Source organism: Pseudomonas sp. BF-B-15, assembly GCF_019946675.1.
In the GTDB taxonomy this organism is placed as follows: Bacteria; Pseudomonadota; Gammaproteobacteria; order Pseudomonadales; family Pseudomonadaceae; genus Aquipseudomonas; species Aquipseudomonas migulae.
Genome location: NZ_JAGYFZ010000041.1, coordinates 1 through 20,445, shown reverse-complemented (window position 1 = coordinate 20,445; position 20,445 = coordinate 1). Strand labels below are relative to the sequence as shown.

The following is a 20,445-nucleotide window of genomic DNA, read 5'->3' as shown; positions in this document are numbered from 1 at the left end:
GTTCTTCGCGGGCAAGTCGGGTCGCCGCACCGCTCGCTCCTACAGGTCCGGTGATCTTCTGTAGGAGCGAGGCTTGCCCGCGAAGGCTTTCTACCAGACGCCAACGTCTTGGGTGGCTTATCATTAGCCCCCTAACGACGCCCACCCAAGGTGACCCCCGGCATGCTGGCTATCTTCCTCGAAACCCTGAACATCACCGCGCCGGTGTTTGCCATGCTGTTTCTGGGCGTGCTGCTCAAGCGCATCAACTGGATCAACGACAATTTCATCCACACAGCGTCGGCTCTGGTGTTCAACGTCACCATGCCGGCGTTGCTGTTTCTGGGCATCCTGCATGCCGACTTGCACGCCGCGCTGCAACCGTCGCTGCTGATCTATTTTTCGATTGCCACGCTGGTCAGCTTCGCCATCGCCTGGGGCTGGGCGATCTGGAAGTGCCCGCGTGAAGACCGCGGGATTTACACCCAGGGTGCGTTTCGCGGCAACAACGGCGTTATCGGCCTCGCGCTGGCAGCGAGCATGTACGGCGATTACGGAATTTCCCTCGGCGCGATTCTCGCGGCACTGGTGATCCTGTTTTACAACACGCTGTCGACCATTGTGCTGGCGGTGTACAGCCCGGTGATCAAGTCCGACCCGTGGAGTATCTGCAAAAGCGTGATGAACAACCCGCTGATCATCAGCGTGTTTGCGGCGGCGCCGTTTGCATATTTCAATATTGTCTTGCCGGGCTGGCTGGAGAAGTCCGGGCAGTACCTGGCGCAAACCACGTTGCCCTTGGCGTTGATCTGCATCGGCGGCACGCTGTCGCTGGCGGCGATGCGCAAAAGCGGCAACATGGCGCTCAGCTCCAGCCTGGTGAAGATGATCGGCCTGCCGGTGCTGGCGACGCTGGGCGCATGGCTCTGGGGTTTTCGCGGGGCGGAGTTGGGGATTCTGTTCCTGTACTTCGGCAGCCCGACCGCGGCGGCCAGTTTTGTCATGGCGCGTCAGGCCGATGGCAATCATGAGCTGGCGGCGGCGATCATTGTGATCACCACGCTGATGGCGGCGGTGACCACCAATATCGGGATCTTTTTGTTGCAGTGGGGTGGGTGGATCTAGCTTCAGATTCTCTGTGCGCTTTAGATCCATTCGCGGGCAAGCCTCGCTCCTACAGGTTCGGTGATCTTCTGTAGGAGCGAGGCTTGCCCGCGAAAGCGGCGGACCTGCTTACTCCGGCTTCTGATAGCTATCGATCACTTCCTGCGCCGCCCGAAACGCATCGATCGCCGCCGGCACACCGGCATACACCGCGCAATGCAGCAGTGCCTCGCGGATCTCTTCCACGGTGCAGCCATTGTTCAGTGCGCCGCGCACGTGGCCTTTCAATTCCTGCGGGCACTTCAACGCGGTCAGCGCGGCGAGGGTGATCAGGCTGCGGGTTTTCAGCGGCAACCCTTCGCGACTCCACACACTGCCCCAGGCGTGTTCATTGACGAAATCCTGCAACGGCTGGGTGAACTCGGTGGCATTGCCCAATGCGCGATCGACGAACGCGTCGCCCATCACTTGGCGGCGGACTTCAACGCCGGTTTTTTTATTGTCGGTCATGGCAATTCCTTCTTGTGGTGTTGGCGACGCCAGGCGCGCAGCGACGTGAACAGCAAAAACGCCAACAGCGCCGGCAGGACGAAAAACAGCATCAGGTGTTCAAGCTTGCCGGCCAGCGGCATGCCGGTGGTGAACGACACCACGTGCAGGCCGTAAGCCAGGTACAAACCCAAAAACAGCAGACCTTCGGCGCGGGTCACCCGGTAGCCGGAATAGAACACCGGCAGGCACAGCGCCGCGACGCCGAGCATCACCGGCAAGTCGAAATCCAGCGCGTTGGGCGAGACTGACAGCGGCGACGGCGCGATCAGTGCGGTAACGCCCAGCACGCCCAACAGGTTGAACAGGTTGCTGCCGATCACGTTGCCTACGGCGATGTCGCGCTGGCCGCGCAATGCCGCGATCAACGAGGTCGCCAGTTCCGGCAGGGAGGTGCTGACGGCGACGATTGTCAGGCCGATGATCCGTTCCGACAGCCCCAGGTCCGTGGCGACCGACACCGCGGCGCCCAGCAGCAAATGCCCGGCGTAGATCAGCATCGCCAGGCCCGCGACGATCATCAGCAGGCTGCTGAACCACGGAACTTCAGGGCCTTCATGCGGGCTCGTTTGTGGGCGCGCCGAATGCCGCGACTGGCGCAGCAGCAGGCCCAGATACACCATCAGCGCCGCCAATAGCAGGACGCCGTCGACCCGGGTCAGTTCTTCATTCCATGCCAGGACGAACACCAGCAGGCTGGCGCCGATCATCAGTGGAATATCCAGGCGCACCAGTTGCCGCGAGACCCGCAGCGGGATGATCAGCGCCGAAAGCCCGAGGGTGACGAGGATGTTGAAGATGCTGCTGCCGATCACGCTGCCGACGGCGATGTCGGCGTTCTGCGCCAGCGTGGCTTGCAGGCTGACGGCCATCTGTGGTGCGCTGCTGCCGAGGGCGACGATGGTCAGGCCGATGATCAACGGTCGAACGTGCAGTCGCGCGGCCACGCGCACGGCGGCGCGCACCATCAGTTCGGCACCGGCGATCAGTAGAACCAGGCCGCTGAGCAGTTCAATCACGCTGAGCAGGGGTAAGTCGGCAAGTCCGAAAATGGTCGGGGCTCCGTGAGTCAGTCGAGGGCTTGCACGCGAACCCGTGCGGTGCCGCTTTTGATCATGCCCAGTTGCTCGGCGGCTTCGTGAGACAAGTCGATCAGGCGCCCGCGAGTGTGCGGCCCGCGATCATTGATGCGGACTACACAGGATTTGTCGTTTTTCAGATTGGTGACCTTCACCCGCGTACCAAAGGGTAGTTGGCGGTGGGCAGCGGTCATGGAATTTTTGTCGAAACGTTCACCACTGGCGGTGCGTTTGCCCTGGTGTTTGGCGCCGTAGTAGGACGCCACGCCTGTCTGGTCGTAACCGTGAGGATCGACGACATCGGTGCTGGCGCAACCGGCCAGTAAAGACAACAGGGCGCAGGCCCCCAGTAGACGTTTCATTGTAAAGCTCCCACAAACAACTGTAGGAGCGAGCCTGCTCGCGATGGTGTGTCAGCTACATCAATGTCGACTGACACACCATCGCGAGCAAGCTTGCTCCTACAAGGATTTGAGCCAGGCGTAACATCTGGCTCCATGCTCATCAGCCTTCGAGCTTGCTTTTCAGCAGTTCGTTGACCTGTTGCGGGTTGGCCTTGCCTTTGGAGGCTTTCATGGCCTGGCCGACGAAGAAGCCGAACATCTTGCCGCGTTTGGCTTCGTCTGCCGCGCGGTATTGTTCGACTTGCTCGGCGTTGGCCGCGAGCATTTCGTCCAGCACCGCCGAGATCGCGCCGGTATCGGTCACTTGCTTCAAGCCGCGCTTGTCGATGATCTCGTCTGCGCTGCCTTCGCCATTGGCCATCGCTTCAAACACCACTTTGGCGATCTTGCCGGAGATGGTGTTGTCCTTGATGCGCAGCAGCATGCCGCCCAGTTGCTCGGCCGAAACCGGCGACTGATCGATGTCCAGGCCTTGTTTGTTCAACAGGCTGCCCAGTTCAACCATGACCCAGTTGGCCGCCAGTTTGGCGTCGCCGCCAATGCTCGCGACTTTCTCGAAGTAATCGGCTTGCTCGCGGCTGGTGGCCAGGACGCTGGCGTCGTAGACCGACAGACCGAACTGCTCCTGGAAACGCTCGCGTTTCTGCGGTGGCAATTCCGGCAGGGTGGCGCGCACGTCGTCGAGGAACGAGTTCTCGATGACCACCGGCAGCAGGTCCGGATCGGGGAAGTAACGGTAGTCGTTGGCTTCCTCTTTGCTGCGCATCGGACGGGTTTCGTCCTTGTTCGGGTCGTACAGGCGAGTCTGCTGGATCACCTTGCCGCCGTCTTCGATCAGTTCGATCTGACGCTGCACTTCGGTGTTGATCGCCTTCTCGATGAAGCGGAACGAGTTGACGTTCTTGATCTCGCAACGCGTGCCGAACTCAGCCTGGCCTTTCGGACGGATCGACACGTTGCAGTCGCAACGCAGCGAACCTTCGGCCATGTTGCCGTCGCAGATGCCCAGGTAGCGCACCAGCGCGTGGACAGCCTTGACGTAAGCCACGGCTTCCTTGGCGCTGCGCATGTCCGGCTCGGAAACGATTTCCAGCAGCGGCGTGCCGGCGCGGTTCAGGTCGATGCCGGTGGCACCGTTGAACTCTTCGTGCAGGCTTTTACCGGCGTCTTCTTCCAGGTGCGCGCGGGTGATGCCAACGCGTTTGACCGTACCGTCTTCAAGGGCGATGTCCAGGTGGCCCTTGCCGACAATCGGCAATTCCATCTGGCTGATCTGGTAGCCCTTGGGCAGGTCCGGGTAGAAATAGTTTTTGCGGGCGAACACGTTGTGCTGGCCGATCTCGGCATCGATAGCGAGGCCGAACATCACGGCCATGCGCACCGCTTCCTGGTTCAGCACTGGCAAGACGCCAGGCATGCCGAGGTCAACCAGGCTGGCCTGGGTGTTCGGCTCGGAACCGAAAGTGGTGGAGCTACCGGAAAAGATTTTCGACCGGGTGGTGAGCTGGGTATGAATCTCCAGCCCGATCACGACTTCCCATTGCATGTGTTTCTCCTCAGAAGCCGGTTGGGGTGCGGGTGTGCCAGTCAGTGTTCAACTGATACTGATGGGCAACGTTCAACAGGCGACCTTCCTGGAAATACGGGGCGAGCAGTTGCACGCCGACCGGCAGGCCATCGACGAAACCGGCGGGCATGGACAAGCCCGGCAGGCCGGCGAGGTTGGCGGTGATGGTGTAGACGTCTTCCAGGTAGGCAGCGACCGGGTCGCTGCTCTTGGCGCCAAGCTTCCAGGCCGGGTTCGGCGTGGTTGGGCCGAGGATGATGTCGACTTCATTGAAAGCCGCCATGAAGTCGTTTTTCACCAGGCGACGAATCTTCTGCGCCTTCAGGTAGTAGGCGTCGTAGTAGCCGGCCGACAGCGCGTAGGCGCCGACCATGATCCGGCGCTGCACTTCTGCACCGAAACCTTCGCCACGGGAACGCTTGTACAGGTCTTCCAGGTTTTTCGGGTCCTCGCAGCGATAGCCGAAACGCACGCCGTCGAAACGCGACAGGTTGGAAGACGCTTCTGCCGGGGCGATCACGTAGTACGCAGGAATCGCGTGCTGCATGTTCGGCAGGCTGATTTCCTTGATCACGGCACCGAGCTTTTCCAGCTCCTTGATGCTGTTCTGGATCAACTCGGCGATACGCGGGTCGAGACCGGCGCTGAAGTATTCCTTCGGCACACCGATGCGCAGGCCTTTCAGCGAATCGTTGAGGCTGGCGCTGTAATCCGGCACGGGCTCGTCGATGCTGGTGGAGTCATTGCTGTCGAAACCGGCCATGCCTTGCAGCAGGATCGCGCAGTCTTCGGCAGTGCGCGCCAGCGGGCCGCCCTGATCGAGGCTGGACGCGTAAGCGATCATGCCCCAGCGCGAAACGCGACCGTAGGTCGGTTTCAGGCCGGTGAGGTTGGTGAACGCGGCCGGCTGGCGGATCGAGCCGCCGGTGTCGGTGGCGGTCGCGGCTGGCAACAGACGAGCGGCAACGGCCGCCGCCGAACCACCGGACGAACCGCCCGGCACGTGTTCCAGGTTCCACGGGTTTTTCACCGCGCCGTAGTAGCTCGACTCGTTGGCCGAACCCATGGCGAATTCGTCCATGTTGGTCTTGCCCAGGGTCACCGCGCCGGCGGCTGCCAGTTTGGCGACGACGGTGGCGTCGTACGGTGCCTTGAAGTTGTCGAGCATCTTCGAGCCGCAGCTGGTGCGCACGCCCTGGGTGCAGAACAGGTCTTTATGGGCGATCGGCGCGCCGAGCAGGGCGCCGCTCTCACCATTGGCACGGCGTGCGTCAGCGGCTTTCGCCTGCTGGAGCGCCAGGTCTTCGGTGAGGCTGATGAAACTGTTGAGCTGTGGATCGAGCTGGGCGATGCGCGCCAGCAGGACTTTGGTCAGCTCTTCGGAAGAAAACTTTTTATCGGCGAGTCCGCGGGCGATCTCGGCCAGAGTCAATTGATGCATTGCAGGCTCTTTCCCTTTAGTCGATGACTTTCGGAACCAGGTACAGGCCGTTTTCGACCGCTGGTGCGATGGACTGATAGGCCTCGCGATGATTGGTCTCGGTCACGACGTCTGCACGCAGGCGCTGGCTGGCTTCCAGTGGGTGGGCGAGCGGCTCGATACCGTCGGTATTGACCGCCTGCATTTCGTCGACCAGTCCCAGAATGCTGTTCAGGGCCGAAGTGATGTGTGGAAGATCGGCATCATTGAGGCCCAGACAGGCCAGATGAGCGATTTTTTCCACGTCGGAGCGTTCAAGCGTCATGGGATTCTCCAGTGGAAGGAAAACAGAACGGATGCTATCCGTGTGTTAGATTGTCGGAACACTACCGCATTTCTACGGTCATAAGGCCGCGATTGTGGGGGTTGGTGCACAGAAAAGCGGCCAATTTAACATATTGGCGCCTTGCCCAAAATCCCTGTCGTTGTTAGAGTTTGCCGCACTTTTTTACCCACGCGTTGCCTAGGGTCCCTTTCCCATGTTCAAGAAACTGCGTGGCATGTTTTCCAGCGATCTTTCCATTGACCTGGGCACTGCCAACACCCTTATTTACGTGCGCGAGCGCGGAATCGTCCTGAATGAGCCATCGGTTGTGGCTATTCGGACACACGGTAACCAGAAAAGTGTCGTTGCTGTCGGCACCGAGGCCAAGCGCATGCTCGGCCGTACGCCGGGCAACATTGCCGCCATTCGTCCGATGAAGGATGGCGTCATTGCCGACTTCAGCGTCTGCGAAAAGATGCTGCAATACTTTATCAACAAGGTTCACGAAAACAGCTTCCTGCAGCCTAGCCCTCGTGTGCTGATCTGCGTTCCGTGCAAATCCACTCAGGTTGAGCGTCGTGCCATCCGTGAATCGGCCCTTGGTGCCGGCGCACGTGAAGTGTTCCTGATTGAAGAGCCGATGGCGGCTGCGATCGGTGCCGGCCTGCCGGTTGAAGAAGCACGCGGTTCGATGGTGGTGGATATCGGTGGTGGTACCACTGAAATCGCACTGATCTCCCTGAACGGTGTGGTTTACGCCGAATCCGTACGGGTTGGCGGCGACCGCTTCGACGAAGCGATCATCACCTACGTGCGTCGCAACTACGGCAGCCTGATCGGCGAATCCACCGCCGAGCGCATCAAACAGGAAATCGGTACTGCCTACCCGGGCGGCGAAGTTCGCGAAGTCGACGTTCGCGGCCGTAACCTGGCCGAAGGCGTTCCACGCGCATTCACCCTGAACTCCAATGAAGTGCTGGAAGCTCTGCAAGAGTCCCTGGCCACTATCGTTCAGGCTGTTAAAAGCGCACTGGAGCAATCGCCTCCGGAGCTGGCTTCCGACATCGCCGAGCGTGGCCTGGTACTGACCGGTGGTGGCGCCTTGCTGCGTGACCTCGACAAGTTGCTGGCCCAGGAAACCGGTCTGCCGGTGATCGTTGCCGAAGACCCGCTGACCTGCGTTGCTCGCGGCGGTGGCCGCGCATTGGAAATGATGGATAAACACACCATGGATCTGCTGTCGAGCGAGTGATCGCCCGATGCAACTATGCTGTTGAGCGCGCAGGCGGCACTTTGCAGTGCTGCCTGTTTGCGTTTACCTTCTGTCAGTCTGTATCCAGGCCGGTCTGCCGTATGAATAAAGAAAACATTTGCCTGGGAGGAGCGGCTTATTAAACCGCTTTTCACCAAAGGGCCTTCACTGGGCGTGCGCTTGTTGGTGCTGGTCGTGCTATCGGTCGCGCTGATGGTGGTCGATGCCCGCTTCACACTGCTCAAGCCAGTGCGTAGCCAGATGTCGCTGGTGCTGATGCAGTCTTACTGGATCACCGACCTGCCGCAGCGGCTATGGCAAGGTGTGGCCAGCCAGTTTGGCAGCCGTACCGAGCTGGTCGCCGAAAACGAAAAACTCAAGACCGAAAACCTGCTGCTGCAGGGTCGCATGCAAAAGCTTGCCGCCCTCACCGAGCAGAACGTTCGGCTGCGCGAGTTGCTCAATTCCTCCGCGCTGGTCAACGAGAAGGTCGAAGTGGCCGAGTTGATCGGCATGGACCCCAACCCCTTCACCCATCGCATCATCATCAATAAAGGTGAGCGCGACGGTGTGGTCCTCGGTCAGCCGGTGCTCGATGCCCGTGGCCTGATGGGCCAGGTGGTCGAGTTGATGCCGTACACCTCCCGTGTGCTGTTGCTCACCGACACCACCCACAGCATCCCGGTGCAAGTGAACCGTAACGGACTGCGAGCGATTGCCAGCGGCACCGGCAACCCGGAACGTCTGGAACTGCGTCACGTGGCCGACACGGCGGACATCAAGGAAGGCGACTTGCTGGTCAGCTCCGGTCTCGGCCAGCGATTCCCGGCGGGTTACCCGGTGGCGACGGTCAAGGAAGTGATTCACGATTCCGGCCAGCCATTTGCCATTGTCCGCGCCGTGCCGACCGCTGCCTTGAACCGTAGCCGTTACCTGTTGCTGGTGTTCAGCGATACGCGTACACCGGAAGAGCGTGCAAACGACGCCGCTCAGGCTCAGGAAAACCTCGATGCGCAAGGCGGCGGGCCAATCATTCCCGCCACCGTGCCGAAACCTGCTGCGGTGATTGCACCTGCTGCTGCCGCCGCCGTTCCAGCGACTGCACCTGCTGCGACCCCGGCCAAGCCTGCTGCCACAACCCCGGTCAAACCCGCTGCCGCACACCCTGCCGCCGCCAAGCCGCCCGCGACTGCACCCGCCGCCAAACCACCGGCGACACAACCCGCTGTCGTGAAGCCCGCTGCCAAACCGCCTGTCTCTGCACCGGCTACCACTGGGGGAAGAGAATAATGGTCGGTGCTACCGCCTCCCGAAATGGCTGGATGATCTGGCTGACGTTCGCCATCGGCATGTTGCTCAGCGTTTCGCCGCTGCCGCAATTCATGGAAATCCTTCGCCCGCTATGGCTCGCCTTGCTGCTGGCGTTCTGGGCGTTGGCCCTGCCGCAGAAAGTCGGCATGGTCACCGCGTGGTGCCTGGGCCTGGCCGAAGATGTGCTTTACGGCACGCTGCTGGGCCAGAACGCACTGATCCTGACGCTTATCACGTTCCTGGTGCTGTCGCTGCAACAGCGGCTGCGGATGTTCCCGATGTGGCAACAGAGCCTGGTGATCCTGGTGATCTTCGGCCTCGCGCAGCTTGTTCAGCTGTGGCTCAGCGCCCTGACCGGCAATCGTCAGCCTACGCTGGCGCTGGTCTTGCCGGCACTGGTCAGCGCGTTGCTCTGGCCGTGGATCAGCTTCGGTTTGCGCGGTCTGCGTCGACGTTACAAAATTAACTGATTCGGTCAGGCATTTGCCCACACCATGACAAGGGAGTTGTCTTGATGAAACAGCTATTCCTCGCCTCAGGCTCGCCGCGTCGGCGTGAGCTGCTTACGCAGATCGGCGTGCCGTTCTCCGCCATCAGCGCGGACATCGATGAAACCCCTTTGAACCATGAATCGCCGTCGGCCTATGTCGAGCGTCTTGCGCGCGGCAAGGCTGAAGCCGGGCGTGGCGCGGTCGTGTCCGACGCCGATTTTTGCGTGCTGGGCGCTGATACCGCCGTAGTGCTCAACGGCAAAATTCTCGGCAAACCGGTGGACGAAGCCGACGCGTGCGCCATGCTTATGATGTTGGCAGGACAAGAACATGAAGTGCTGACCGCCATTGCCGTGCTTGACGGTGAGCGTTGCGAGTCTCGTGTTGTGCGCAGCCTGGTGCGTTTTCGCCCCATTGATCTCAATGAAGCGGCAGCCTACTGGGCCAGCGGCGAACCTCGGGACAAGGCGGGTGGCTATGGCATTCAAGGACTGGGCGCGGTGTTTGTCGCCGGGCTCAATGGCAGCTACTCGGCGGTGGTCGGATTGCCGCTGTGCGAAACCGCTGAGCTGCTTGGCCATTTCGGCATACCCTGTTGGCAAACCCTTAACGCGCGCTGAGCGTCGTACTGACAAGATGCGGCCATTATCGTGAACATGCCTGAACGAGACCCTGCCATGAGTGAAGAGATCCTGATCAACATCACGCCGATGGAATCGCGCGTGGCGGTGGTTGAAAACGGTGTCCTGCAAGAGGTCCACGTCGAACGCACGCAAAAACGCGGTATCGTCGGCAACATCTATAAAGGCAAAGTCGTGCGGGTGTTGCCGGGCATGCAGGCGGCATTCGTCGACATTGGTCTGGACCGCGCTGCGTTCATTCATGCCTCGGAAATTTCCCTGCGCGAAGGCCCTGCGGTCGAAAGCATCAGCGCGCTGGTTCATGAAGGCCAAAGCCTGGTCGTGCAAGTCACCAAGGACCCGATCGGTTCCAAAGGCGCGCGCCTGACCACACAACTATCAATACCTTCGCGTTATCTGGTGTACATGCCGCGTACCGCGCATGTCGGCATTTCCCTGAAGATCGAAGACGAAGCCGAGCGCGAGCGCCTCAAGCAAGTGGTCACCGATTGCGTGGCCACGGAAGGCATCAAGGAAGCCGGTGGTTTCATCCTGCGTACCGCCGCCGAAGGCGCCGGGGCCGATGAGATCCTCATGGACATCCGCTACCTGCGCCGGCTCTGGGATCAGATCAACGAGCAGATCAAAACCATCAGCGCGCCGAGCGTGATTTACGAAGACCTTGGCCTGGCATTGCGCACTTTGCGCGACCTGGTCAGCCCGAAGATCGAGAAGATCCGCATCGACTCCCGGGAAACCTTCCAGAAAACCACGCAGTTCGTGGCCGAACTGATGCCGGAAATCGCTGATCGCCTGGAGCATTATCCGGGCGAGCGGCCGATCTTCGACCTGTACGGCGTCGAAGACGAAATCCAGAAAGCCCTCGAGCGCAAAGTCCCGCTGAAGTCTGGCGGTTACCTGGTGGTGGACCCGGCGGAAGCCATGAGCACCATTGACGTCAATACCGGGGCGTTCGTCGGTCATCGCAACCTTGAAGAAACCATCTTCAAGACCAACCTCGAAGCCGCGACCGCCATTGCTCGCCAGCTGCGCCTGCGCAACCTGGGCGGGATCATCATCATCGACTTCATCGACATGGAAGACGAAGAGCATCAGCGTCAGGTGCTGCGCACGCTGGAGAAACAACTGGAGCGCGACCACGCCAAGACCAACATTATCGGCATCACCGAGTTGGGCCTGGTGCAGATGACCCGCAAGCGCACTCGCGAAAGTCTCGAACAAGTACTGTGCGAGCCGTGCAACAGTTGCCAGGGGCGCGGCAAGCTCAAGACACCGGAAACGGTCTGCTACGAAATTTTCCGCGAAATCCTCCGTGAGGCTCGCGCCTATCAGGCGGAAGGCTATCGTGTATTGGCGAATCAGAAAGTCGTCGACCGCTTGCTCGATGAAGAGTCGGGCAACGTCGCCGAGCTGGAAGGATTTATCGGACGCACCATTCGGTTCCAGGTGGAAACCATGTATTCCCAGGAACAATACGACGTGGTGCTGCTCTGAATCGCTGTGTTTCAACCCGACTAGAACAGCTGGCCTCAGCTTTTTGCAGTAATTTTGCCATGGGAGCCAACTGACATGGACCGTCTGACACGCATTTTGGCCGCACTGACCCGCTGGGGTCTGGGCCTGTGCGCGTTGGCTTTGGTGATGATGGCGCTTTACGTCAGTCTCGGTCGCGAGCTGGCGCCGCTGGTGGCCGAGTACCGGGCCGAAGTCGAAACCAAAGCCGGCGCTGCCCTGGGCATGCCGCTGCATATAGGTGAGCTGGAAGGCAACTGGAGTGGCTTCGCGCCGATTCTGCTGGCTCACGACGTGATGGTCGGCGAGGGCGCCAATGCCCTGCGTCTGGATCAGGTGCGCGCGGTGCCGGACCTCTGGGCCAGCCTGGCGGCCCGTGAACTGCGCATCGCTCATCTGGAACTCAACGGTCTGAAGATCAGCCTCAAGGAAGGCGAGGACGGTCATTGGGCGCTGGAAGGCTTGCCGGTGCAGCAGGATCAGCCGCTGGATCCGGAACAACTGCTCAATCGCATGCAGATGGTCCAGCAGTTGTCGGTGCTCGACAGCCAAGTGACCTTGCAGCCACTGGATCACCCGCCGCTGACCTTGACCTACGTTGGCCTGAATCTGAAAACCGGCGTCTCCCGGCAGCGACTCGACGCACGGCTGACCCTGCCCGACGGCCAGCCGGTCGCCATGAGCGTGCGCACCCGCATTAGCGCCAGTCAGTGGCAGGACGGTGCAGCGGATGCGTACCTGAGCCTGCCGCAAAGCGACTGGTCGAAATGGCTGCCCGAGCGTGTGACCCAGCAATGGAATTTTTCCGAGATCAAGGCCGGTGGCGAACTCTGGGTCAACTGGGATAAGGGCGCTCTGCAAAGCGCCGCGATCCGCTTGAACGCGCCGCAACTCAAGGGCGCCTACGCCGAGCGCAAGCCGATCCAGATCAACAACCTGGCGCTCAACAGTTATTTCCAGCGCAGTGCTGAAGGCTTTCTGGTGACGGTGGACTCGCTGTCCATGAACTTCGGTGAGACCCGCTGGGAATCGCACCTGCAACTCAAACAGAGCCTGGCCACCGACACGACCGAAGAGCTCTGGCATCTGCAAGCCGACCGCCTCGACCTCACCCCGCTGACTCCGCTGCTGAATGCCTTGGGGCCATTGCCCGAAGGCCTCGCCACCGCCGTCGAGCGGCTCAAGGTGACGGGTGGTTTGCGTAACGTGCTGGTCGACATCCGGCCCAACGCCACCGACGACAGCAAGGTCAGTTTTGCCGCCAACCTCGACCGGGTCGGCTTTGATGCCTATCACGGTGCCCCGGCAGCACGGAATGTCAGCGGCAGCATCAGCGGTGATCTGGGTCACGGCGAACTGCGCATGGACAGCAAGGATTTTTCCCTGCACCTGGACCCGATATTCGCCAAGCCATGGCAATACATTCAGGCCAACGCCCGTTTGACCTGGAAGCTCGACAAAGAAGGTTTCACCCTGATCGCGCCGTACCTGAAGGTGCTGGGCGAAGAGGGCAAGATTGCCGGCGACTTCCTGATCCGCCTGCATTTCGATCACACCCAGGAAGACTACATGGACCTGCGGGTCGGCCTGGTGGAGGGCGATGGCAAGTACACCGCCAAGTACCTGCCCGAAGTGCTCAGCCCGGCGCTGGACGAATGGTTGCGTACGGCGATTCTCAAGGGCGCGGTGGACCAGGGCTTCTTCCAGTATCAAGGCTCGCTGAACCATGGCGCCGCCGACACCGCGCGCAGCATCAGCCTGTTCTTCAAGGTTCACGATGCCGAGCTGGCGTTCCAGCCGGGTTGGCCGCATGTCAGCAAGGTCACTGGCGACGTGTTCATCGAAGACAGTGGCGTGCGGATTCTGGCCAGCAAAGGTCAGTTGCTCGACACACAAGTCAGCGATATTTACGTCAATATTCCCCACGCGCCCGCCGGGCAAAACCCTCACCTGTTGCTCGATGGCGCTTTCGCTGGCGGGTTGGGCGATGGCCTGAAAATTCTCCAGGAAGCGCCGATCGGCACCGCCGCCACCTTCGCCGGATGGGAAGGCGAGGGCGAGCTGAAGGGAAAGCTGAAACTGGATATTCCGCTGGCCAAAGGCGAACAGCCGAATATCCTCGTCGACTTCAAGACCGCCAAGGCGCGCTTGAAACTGGCCGAGCCAGTCCTTGAACTGACTCAGTTGAAGGGCGATTTCCGCTTCGACAGCACCAAAGGTTTGAGTGGGCAGAACATCACCGCTCGTGCCTTTGACAAACCCGTCACCGCACAGATTTTCGCCGATGGCAGTCCAGGCGACATCAAGACGCGCGTCACCGCTTCCGGCCAGGTCGAGGTCAAAAAGCTGACTGACTGGCTGAGTGTCACGCAGCCGTTGCCGGTCTCTGGTTTGATCCCGTATCAGTTGCAACTGAACCTGGATGGCGCAGACAGCCAGTTGATGGTCAATTCCAGCCTCAAAGGCGTGGCCGTCGATTTGCCGGCGCCGTTCGGCATGGCGGCCGACGTGGGGCGCGATACGACGTTCCGCATGACCCTGCAAGGGCCGGAACGGCGTTACTGGGTCAAGTACGGCGAATTGGCCAGCTTCACGTTTGCAGCGCCGGCCGGCAGTTTTGCCGACGGTCGCGGTGAACTGTTCCTCGGTGGTGGCGATGCCGTATTGCCAGGCGGCAAAGGCCTGCGGGTGCGCGGCGTGCTGTCGGAGCTGGATGTCGGCCCGTGGAAGGATCTGGTGGACAAGTATGCCGGCCAGGATCCGGGCGGCAGCGCCAAGCAGTTGCTCAGCGGCGCGGATTTCAAGGTTGGCAAGCTCAGCGGCATCGGTACCACGCTTGATCAGGCCTCGGTGCAGTTGAACCGAAAGCCGAGTGCATGGGCCCTGCAACTCGACAGCCAACAGGTCAAGGGCACCGCCGGTATCCCCGATGCGAAAGGCGCACCGATTGCGATCAATCTGCAATACGTGCGTTTGCCGGCACCGGACCCAACGGTTTTGGCCGATGAAAATTCGCCGGATCCATTGGCCTCCGTGGATCCGACGAAGATCCCGGCGCTGGATATCACCATCAATCAACTGTTCCAGGGGCAGGATCTGGTAGGGGGCTGGTCGCTGAAAGTGCGTCCGACCGCCAAAGGCATCGCGCTCAATACGCTGGATCTGGGCCTCAAGGGCCTTCTGTTGCAGGGCAGCGGCGGCTGGGAAGGCGCGCCTGGTGCTTCCACCAGTTGGTACAAGGGCCGGGTCAGCGGCAAGAATCTGGCGGATGTGCTGAAAGGCTGGGGCTTTGCGCCCAGTGTCACCAGCGAAGAGTTTCATATGGATGTCGACGGTCGCTGGCCCGGTTCACCGGCCTGGCTGGCCACCAAGCGCTTCTCCGGGACGCTTGATGCGTCGCTGAACAAAGGCCAGTTCGTTGAAGTCGAGGGTGGCGCTCAGGCGTTGCGGGTGTTTGGCCTGCTCAACTTCAACTCCATCGGCCGGCGCTTGCGGCTGGACTTCTCCGATCTGTTTGGCAAAGGCTTGAGTTACGACCGGGTCAAAGGCCTGCTGGTCGGGACCAACGGCGTTTACGTGACCCGTGAGCCGATTCTGCTGACCGGTCCGTCGAGCAATGTCGAGCTCAATGGCACGCTGGACCTGGTGGGTGATCAGATCGATGCGAAACTGCTGGTGACCTTGCCGGTTACCAACAACTTGCCGATTGCCGCGCTGATTGTCGGTGCACCGGCCATCGGTGGGGCGCTGTTCCTGATCGACAAGCTGATCGGTGACCGCGTGGCACGTTTCGCCAGCGTGAAATACACCGTCAAAGGCCCGTGGAAAGAGCCGAAAATCACCTTCGACAAACCTTTTTGAAAAGCCACTCCCCAAGCCTATGGAGTAGCATGGCCCTAGGCTCTAATGCTCCGACGCTAATCTCTGTAGGAGCGAGCGATGCGGCGACCCGACTTGCCCGCGAACCGACCCACCGAGGTGTGTCAGGAACGACGCTTTCGCGGGCAAGCCTCGCTCCTACGGGGTATCTATTGATTTCCAGGTAAAGGGAAGGCCATGTCTGTAGCGGTGATTCAAATGGTCAGCCAGAGCGACGTGCTGGCCAATCTGGCCCAGGCCCGTCGGCTGCTTGAACAAGCGGCCGTCGGGGGCGCAAAGCTTGCCGTGCTGCCGGAAAACTTCGCCGCCATGGGCCGACGCGACATCGCTGACATCGGCCGCGCCGAAGCGTTGGGCGAAGGTCCGATCCTGCCCTGGTTGAAACAGACCGCCCGCGACCTCAAGTTATGGATAGTGGCCGGCACATTGCCGTTGCCGCCGGCGGATCAGCCAGCGGCGAAAGTGCATGCCTGCTCGCTGCTGGTCAATGATCAGGGCGAAACGGTGGCACGCTACGACAAGCTGCACTTGTTCGACGTGGACGTGGCGGACAACCGTGGGCGTTATCGTGAGTCCGATGACTATGCTTATGGCAGTGACGTGGTGGTCGTGGACACGCCCGTCGGTCGAGTCGGCCTGACGGTCTGTTACGACCTGCGCTTCCCGGAGCTGTACAGCGAATTACGCGCTGCCGGGGCGGAGTTGATTACCGCGCCGTCGGCCTTTACTGCGGTGACCGGTGCGGCGCATTGGGATGTACTGATTCGCGCGCGGGCCATTGAGACCCAGTGTTATGTGCTCGCGGCTGCCCAGGGTGGAACGCATCCGGGGCCGCGAGAAACCTGGGGGCATGCCGCAATTGTCGACCCGTGGGGTCGAGTGCTGGCGCAACAGGATCAAGGCGAGGCCGTGCTGCTGGCCGAACGCGATAGCAGCGAACAGGCGTCCATCCGGGCGCGGATGCCGGTGTCCAGTCACCGGCGCTTTTTCTCGCAGGGCGCCCGGCGACCTGCCTCAGAACGATGAATTTAAGGCGTAAAGCATATGAGCGAGTTGTTGTCCTCAGTCAGTGAACACCTCCTGGCGCCCGGCGGCGTTACCATCGAAAGCCTGCAAGGTGTGCTCGGCGATCTGGCCGGCCCGGGCATCGATGCCGCCGACCTGTATTTCCAGGGGCAGATTTCCGAGTCCTGGGCCCTGGAAGACGGCATCGTCAAGGAAGGCAGTTTCAACCTTGACCAGGGCGTTGGCGTGCGCGCGCAATCGGGTGAGAAAACCGGTTTTGCCTACAGCAATGCCATTACCCTCGAAGCCCTTGGCGCTGCGGCCCGTGCTGCGCGCTCGATCTCCCGCGCCGGGCAGAACGGCACGGTGCAGGCCTTCACCACCCAGGACGTCGCCCAGTTGTACGGGCCGGACAACCCACTGGAAGTGATGACCCGCGCCGAGAAAGTCGAACTGCTCAAACGCATCGATGTCGCGACTCGCGCTCTCGACCCGCGTATTCAGCAAGTCACGGTGAGCATGGCCGGCGTCTGGGAGCGCATTCTGGTGGCCTCCACCGACGGCAGCCTGGCGGCGGATGTGCGGCCGCTGGTGCGCTTCAACGTCAGCGTCATCGTCGAGCAGAACGGTCGCCGCGAGCGCGGCGGCCATGGCGGCGGCGGACGTACCGATTACCGTTATTTCCTCAGCGACGACCGCGCCATGGGCTACGCCCGTGAAGCGTTGCGTCAGGCGCTGGTCAACCTCGAAGCCATTCCGGCACCGGCCGGTACGTTGCCGGTGGTGTTGGGTTCGGGCTGGTCCGGTGTGCTGTTGCACGAAGCGGTCGGTCACGGTCTGGAAGGCGATTTCAACCGCAAGGGCAGCTCCGCTTACAGTGGCCGTATGGGCGAGATGGTTGCGTCCAAGCTCTGCACCATCGTCGATGACGGCACGCTGGCCGGTCGTCGCGGTTCGTTGAGCGTCGACGACGAAGGCACCCCGACCGAGTGCACCACGCTGATCGAAAACGGCGTACTCAAAGGCTACATGCAGGACAAGCTCAACGCGCGCCTGATGGGCGTCGCCCGCACCGGCAACGGTCGCCGTGAGTCCTACGCGCACCTGCCAATGCCGCGCATGACCAATACCTACATGCTGGCGGGCGAAAGCGATCCGGCGGAAATCATCGCCTCGGTGAAGCGCGGCATCTACTGCGCCAACCTTGGCGGCGGCCAGGTGGACATCACCAGCGGCAAGTTCGTGTTCTCCACCAGCGAGGCGTACCTGATCGAAGACGGCAAGATTACGGCGCCGGTCAAAGGCGCGACGTTGATCGGCAACGGGCCTGAAGCGATGAGCAAGGTGTCGATGGTCGGTAATGACCTGGCGCTGGACAGCGGCGTGGGCACGTGCGGCAAGGATGGGCAGTCGGTGCCGGTGGGTGTCGGCCAGCCAACGCTGAAAATCGATGCGATCACTGTGGGTGGTACAGGATCGTAAGGGATGGAGCTTCGGGTGAGCCGCGTGGCGGCTCACCCGAGAAGAGATTCAACGCAGACCGCGTTGAGTCTCGTCCAGCTCACGGATGTACTTGAAGATTTTACGGCTCGATGCCGGTGGCTTGTTGGTCGCCAGTTCGTGCTGGGCCTGACGGATCAGGGAGCGCAACTGCTGACGATCAGCCTCCGGGTAGTCGAGCACGAACTTCTCCAGGACTGCATCGTCGCCCGCGATCAAGCGATCGCGCCAGCGTTCCAGGCCATGGAAACGTTCGTTGTACTGCCGGGTGGAGGCATCGAGTTGATCGAGCAAAGTCAGAATGGCGTCAGTGTCCTGATCGCGCATCAGTTTGCCGATGAACATAAGGTGCCGTTTACGCGCGATATTCGCGGTGTGCTTGGGCGCATCGCCCAGAGCCCGGCGCAGAGCGTCGGTCAACGGGAGTTTTGCCAGCAAGTCAGGCTTGAGCGTTGTAAGGCGTTCGCCGAGGTCAACCAGAGCATGCAGCTCGCGTTTAACCTGGGATTTGCTTTTTTCTCCCGTATCGAGGGAGTCGTCGTAAGAATCAACCATGGTGGCCGTCCGCAAAGAAACGCCGCCATGATAACCAGTCGGGGGCCGCTTGTCCGGCCCGGTCGCTCGAAGGCCTTTACCGAAAGCAGAATTTGAGTGGAGAACAGCATGAGTGCAGTTGAAAGCGTCGGCCCACAAGCGTTGCCGGCACTGCAAGAACAAGTCGAGCAGATCATCGCTGAAGCCAAGCGTCAGGGCGCCAGTGCCTGTGAAGTGGCGGTGTCCCTGGAGCAGGGCCTGTCCACATCGGTGCGTCAGCGCGAGGTCGAAACCGTCGAATTCAACCGCGATCAGGGCTTTGGCATCACCTTGTACGTCGGGCAGCGCAAGGGCTCGGCCAGCACCTCGGCCAGCGGTCCTGAAGCGATTCGTGAAACCGTCGCTGCGGCGCTGGCCATCGCTAAACATACCTCCGAAGACGAAGCTGCCGGTCTGGCGGATGCCGCTCTGATGGCCAAGGATCTACAGGATTTCGACCTGTTCCATCAGTGGGACATCACACCGGAACAAGCCATCGAGATGGCACTGAGCTGTGAAGCTGCGGCATTTGCCACCGACAGCCGGATCAAGAACGCCGACGGCACCACCCTCAGCACGCATCAGGGCTGCCGCGTTTACGGCAACAGCCACGGTTTTATCGGCGGCTATGCATCGACTCGTCATAGCTTGAGCTGCGTCATGATCGCCGAAGCCGACGGCCAGATGCAGCGTGATTACTGGTACGACGTCAATCGCCAGGGCAACTTGCTGGCCGACCCGGCGAGCATCGGCCAGCGTGCCGCGCAGCGGGCGGCGAGCCGACTGGGCGCGCGTCCGGTGCCGACCTGTGAAGTACCGGTATTGTTTTCCGCTGAGCTGGCCGGTGGCTTGTTCGGCAGTTTCCTTTCGGCGATTTCCGGCGGCAGTCTGTATCGCAAATCGTCGTTCCTTGAAGGGACCTTGGGTCAGAAGCTGTTCCCGGAATGGCTGACCATCGATGAGCGTCCGCATTTGATGCGTGCAATGGGCAGCTCGGCGTTTGACGGCGATGGCCTGGCGACCTACGCCAAACCGTTCGTCGAAAAAGGCGAGTTGGTGTCCTACATCCTCGGCACCTATTCCGGTCGCAAACTCGGCATGCCGAGCACGGCCAACGCCGGCGGCGTGCACAACCTGTTCGTCACCCATGGCGATGAAGATCAGGCGGCGTTGCTGCGCCGCATGGGCCGTGGCTTGCTGGTCACCGAGCTGATGGGCCAGGGCCTGAACATGGTCACGGGCGATTACTCCCGTGGCGCGGCGGGTTACTGGGTCGAGAATGGCGAAATCCAGTTCGCCGTCCAGGAAGTGACCATCGCCGGCAACATGCGCGACATGTTCAAGCAGATCGTTGCGGTGGGTAACGACCTGGAATTGCGCAGCAACATTCGCACAGGTTCGGTGCTGATCGAGCGGATGACAGTCGCAGGCAGCTAACCCGCGACCGCTACACAAAAGGCGCGTCACCCATCGGGTGGCGCGCCTTTTTTTGTGCCCGCATAACACACCTGTAGGAGCCGGCTTGCTGGCGATTGCGGTCAATCAGTCGACATCGATGTTGAATGCCAGATCGCAATCGCCAGCAAGCCGGCTCCTACAAGGGACCATGCTCGGGCTTGTTTTGGTTCTCATTATCATCTAATAATAAATCTCATTAACGAGTGAGCCCCGGATCATGAGTTCTGCCTTGCACGAGCAGCCTTACCTCGAAAGCTGGCGCTGGATGAGTCGCCAGATCCGTTGCGGGATGGACCCTGACGAGCCGCGCCTGATCGACCACTACCTGGCCGAAGGCCGGTATCTGGCGTGTTGCACGGCGACTTCACCCTGGACCATCGCTGAAACCTCTTTCCG

The 20,445-nt window shown here is 61.1% G+C and carries 17 protein-coding genes and 1 pseudogene; 11 read left to right on the top strand and 7 right to left on the bottom strand.

The annotated features are described in order from the left end of the window. The first annotated feature begins 162 nt into the window (after positions 1-162). Positions 163-1,104: an AEC family transporter gene (locus KGA97_RS15145; protein ID WP_223481015.1), complete on the top strand. Its 942-nt coding sequence runs from the start codon at positions 163-165 to the stop codon at positions 1,102-1,104. 108 nt (positions 1,105-1,212) lie between these two features. On the opposite strand, the gene KGA97_RS15140 is transcribed toward KGA97_RS15145, so the two are convergent. The 6 genes from KGA97_RS15140 to gatC all read right to left on the bottom strand — a co-directional run bounded on the left by KGA97_RS15140 (position 1,213) and on the right by gatC (position 6,427). Beyond that, entirely contained in the window at positions 1,213-1,593 is a 381-nt protein-coding gene (locus tag KGA97_RS15140) for a carboxymuconolactone decarboxylase family protein (RefSeq protein ID WP_008026864.1), read from the bottom strand. Continuing rightward, positions 1,590-2,651, bottom strand: a complete 1,062-nt coding sequence (locus KGA97_RS15135) for a calcium/sodium antiporter (protein WP_008037426.1) — start codon at positions 2,649-2,651, stop codon at positions 1,590-1,592. The genes KGA97_RS15140 and KGA97_RS15135 overlap by 4 nt, the downstream gene beginning before the upstream one ends. A gap of 50 nt (positions 2,652-2,701) precedes the next feature. Further along, positions 2,702-3,073, bottom strand: a complete 372-nt coding sequence (locus tag KGA97_RS15130; RefSeq protein ID WP_008037420.1) for a septal ring lytic transglycosylase RlpA family protein — start codon at positions 3,071-3,073, stop codon at positions 2,702-2,704. A gap of 142 nt (positions 3,074-3,215) precedes the next feature. Then, positions 3,216-4,661, bottom strand: coding sequence for an Asp-tRNA(Asn)/Glu-tRNA(Gln) amidotransferase subunit GatB (gene gatB / locus KGA97_RS15125; RefSeq protein WP_008026871.1), 1,446 nt, complete (start codon positions 4,659-4,661; stop codon positions 3,216-3,218). A gap of 10 nt (positions 4,662-4,671) precedes the next feature. After that, a complete protein-coding gene (gatA, locus tag KGA97_RS15120; RefSeq protein WP_008026874.1) occupies positions 4,672-6,123 on the bottom strand; it encodes an Asp-tRNA(Asn)/Glu-tRNA(Gln) amidotransferase subunit GatA in 1,452 nt (483 codons plus the stop codon). Between the two features lie 16 nt (positions 6,124-6,139). Beyond that, a complete protein-coding gene (gene gatC, locus KGA97_RS15115; RefSeq protein WP_008026876.1) occupies positions 6,140-6,427 on the bottom strand; it encodes an Asp-tRNA(Asn)/Glu-tRNA(Gln) amidotransferase subunit GatC in 288 nt (95 codons plus the stop codon). A gap of 214 nt (positions 6,428-6,641) precedes the next feature. Between gatC and mreB the strand changes: the two genes are divergently transcribed. The 8 genes from mreB (at position 6,642) to tldD (ending at position 18,000) form a co-directional block, all read left to right on the top strand. Next, positions 6,642-7,679 (top strand): rod shape-determining protein MreB, encoded by a 1,038-nt coding sequence (gene mreB, locus KGA97_RS15110; protein WP_002555108.1) that lies wholly within the window; start codon positions 6,642-6,644, stop codon positions 7,677-7,679. Between the two features lie 138 nt (positions 7,680-7,817). Then, entirely contained in the window at positions 7,818-8,969 is a 1,152-nt protein-coding gene (gene mreC / locus KGA97_RS15105; RefSeq protein WP_081500181.1) for a rod shape-determining protein MreC, read from the top strand. Further along, entirely contained in the window at positions 8,969-9,460 is a 492-nt protein-coding gene (mreD, locus tag KGA97_RS15100) for a rod shape-determining protein MreD (protein ID WP_008037410.1), read from the top strand. The genes mreC and mreD overlap by 1 nt, the downstream gene beginning before the upstream one ends. A 44-nt stretch (positions 9,461-9,504) precedes the next feature. Further along, positions 9,505-10,101 carry a Maf family protein gene (locus KGA97_RS15095; RefSeq protein WP_008037408.1) on the top strand — a complete coding sequence of 199 codons (597 nt, stop codon included), beginning with the start codon at positions 9,505-9,507 and terminating at the stop codon, positions 10,099-10,101. Between the two features lie 57 nt (positions 10,102-10,158). Then, a complete protein-coding gene (gene rng / locus KGA97_RS15090) occupies positions 10,159-11,616 on the top strand; it encodes a ribonuclease G (RefSeq protein WP_008037406.1) in 1,458 nt (485 codons plus the stop codon). A 75-nt stretch (positions 11,617-11,691) separates the two neighbouring features. Then, on the top strand, positions 11,692-15,495 hold the full coding sequence (locus KGA97_RS15085) for a YhdP family protein (RefSeq protein ID WP_008037404.1): 3,804 nt from the start codon (positions 11,692-11,694) through the stop codon (positions 15,493-15,495). 195 nt (positions 15,496-15,690) lie between these two features. Beyond that, positions 15,691-16,539 (top strand): carbon-nitrogen hydrolase family protein, encoded by an 849-nt coding sequence (locus KGA97_RS15080; RefSeq protein ID WP_008037403.1) that lies wholly within the window; start codon positions 15,691-15,693, stop codon positions 16,537-16,539. Between the two features lie 18 nt (positions 16,540-16,557). Further along, positions 16,558-18,000, top strand: coding sequence for a metalloprotease TldD (gene tldD / locus KGA97_RS15075; RefSeq protein WP_008037402.1), 1,443 nt, complete (start codon positions 16,558-16,560; stop codon positions 17,998-18,000). Positions 18,001-18,048: 48 nt separating this feature from the next. On the opposite strand, the gene yjgA is transcribed toward tldD, so the two are convergent. Continuing rightward, complete coding sequence (yjgA, locus tag KGA97_RS15070; protein WP_008026892.1) at positions 18,049-18,573, bottom strand: ribosome biogenesis factor YjgA; 525 nt, start codon at positions 18,571-18,573, stop codon at positions 18,049-18,051. Positions 18,574-18,681: 108 nt separating this feature from the next. On the opposite strand from yjgA, the gene pmbA reads away from it, so the two are divergent. After that, positions 18,682-20,028, top strand: a complete 1,347-nt coding sequence (gene pmbA, locus KGA97_RS15065; RefSeq protein ID WP_008026894.1) for a metalloprotease PmbA — start codon at positions 18,682-18,684, stop codon at positions 20,026-20,028. 238 nt (positions 20,029-20,266) lie between these two features. Then, positions 20,267-20,445, top strand: a pseudogene (locus KGA97_RS15060) (FagA protein); the annotation flags it as partial.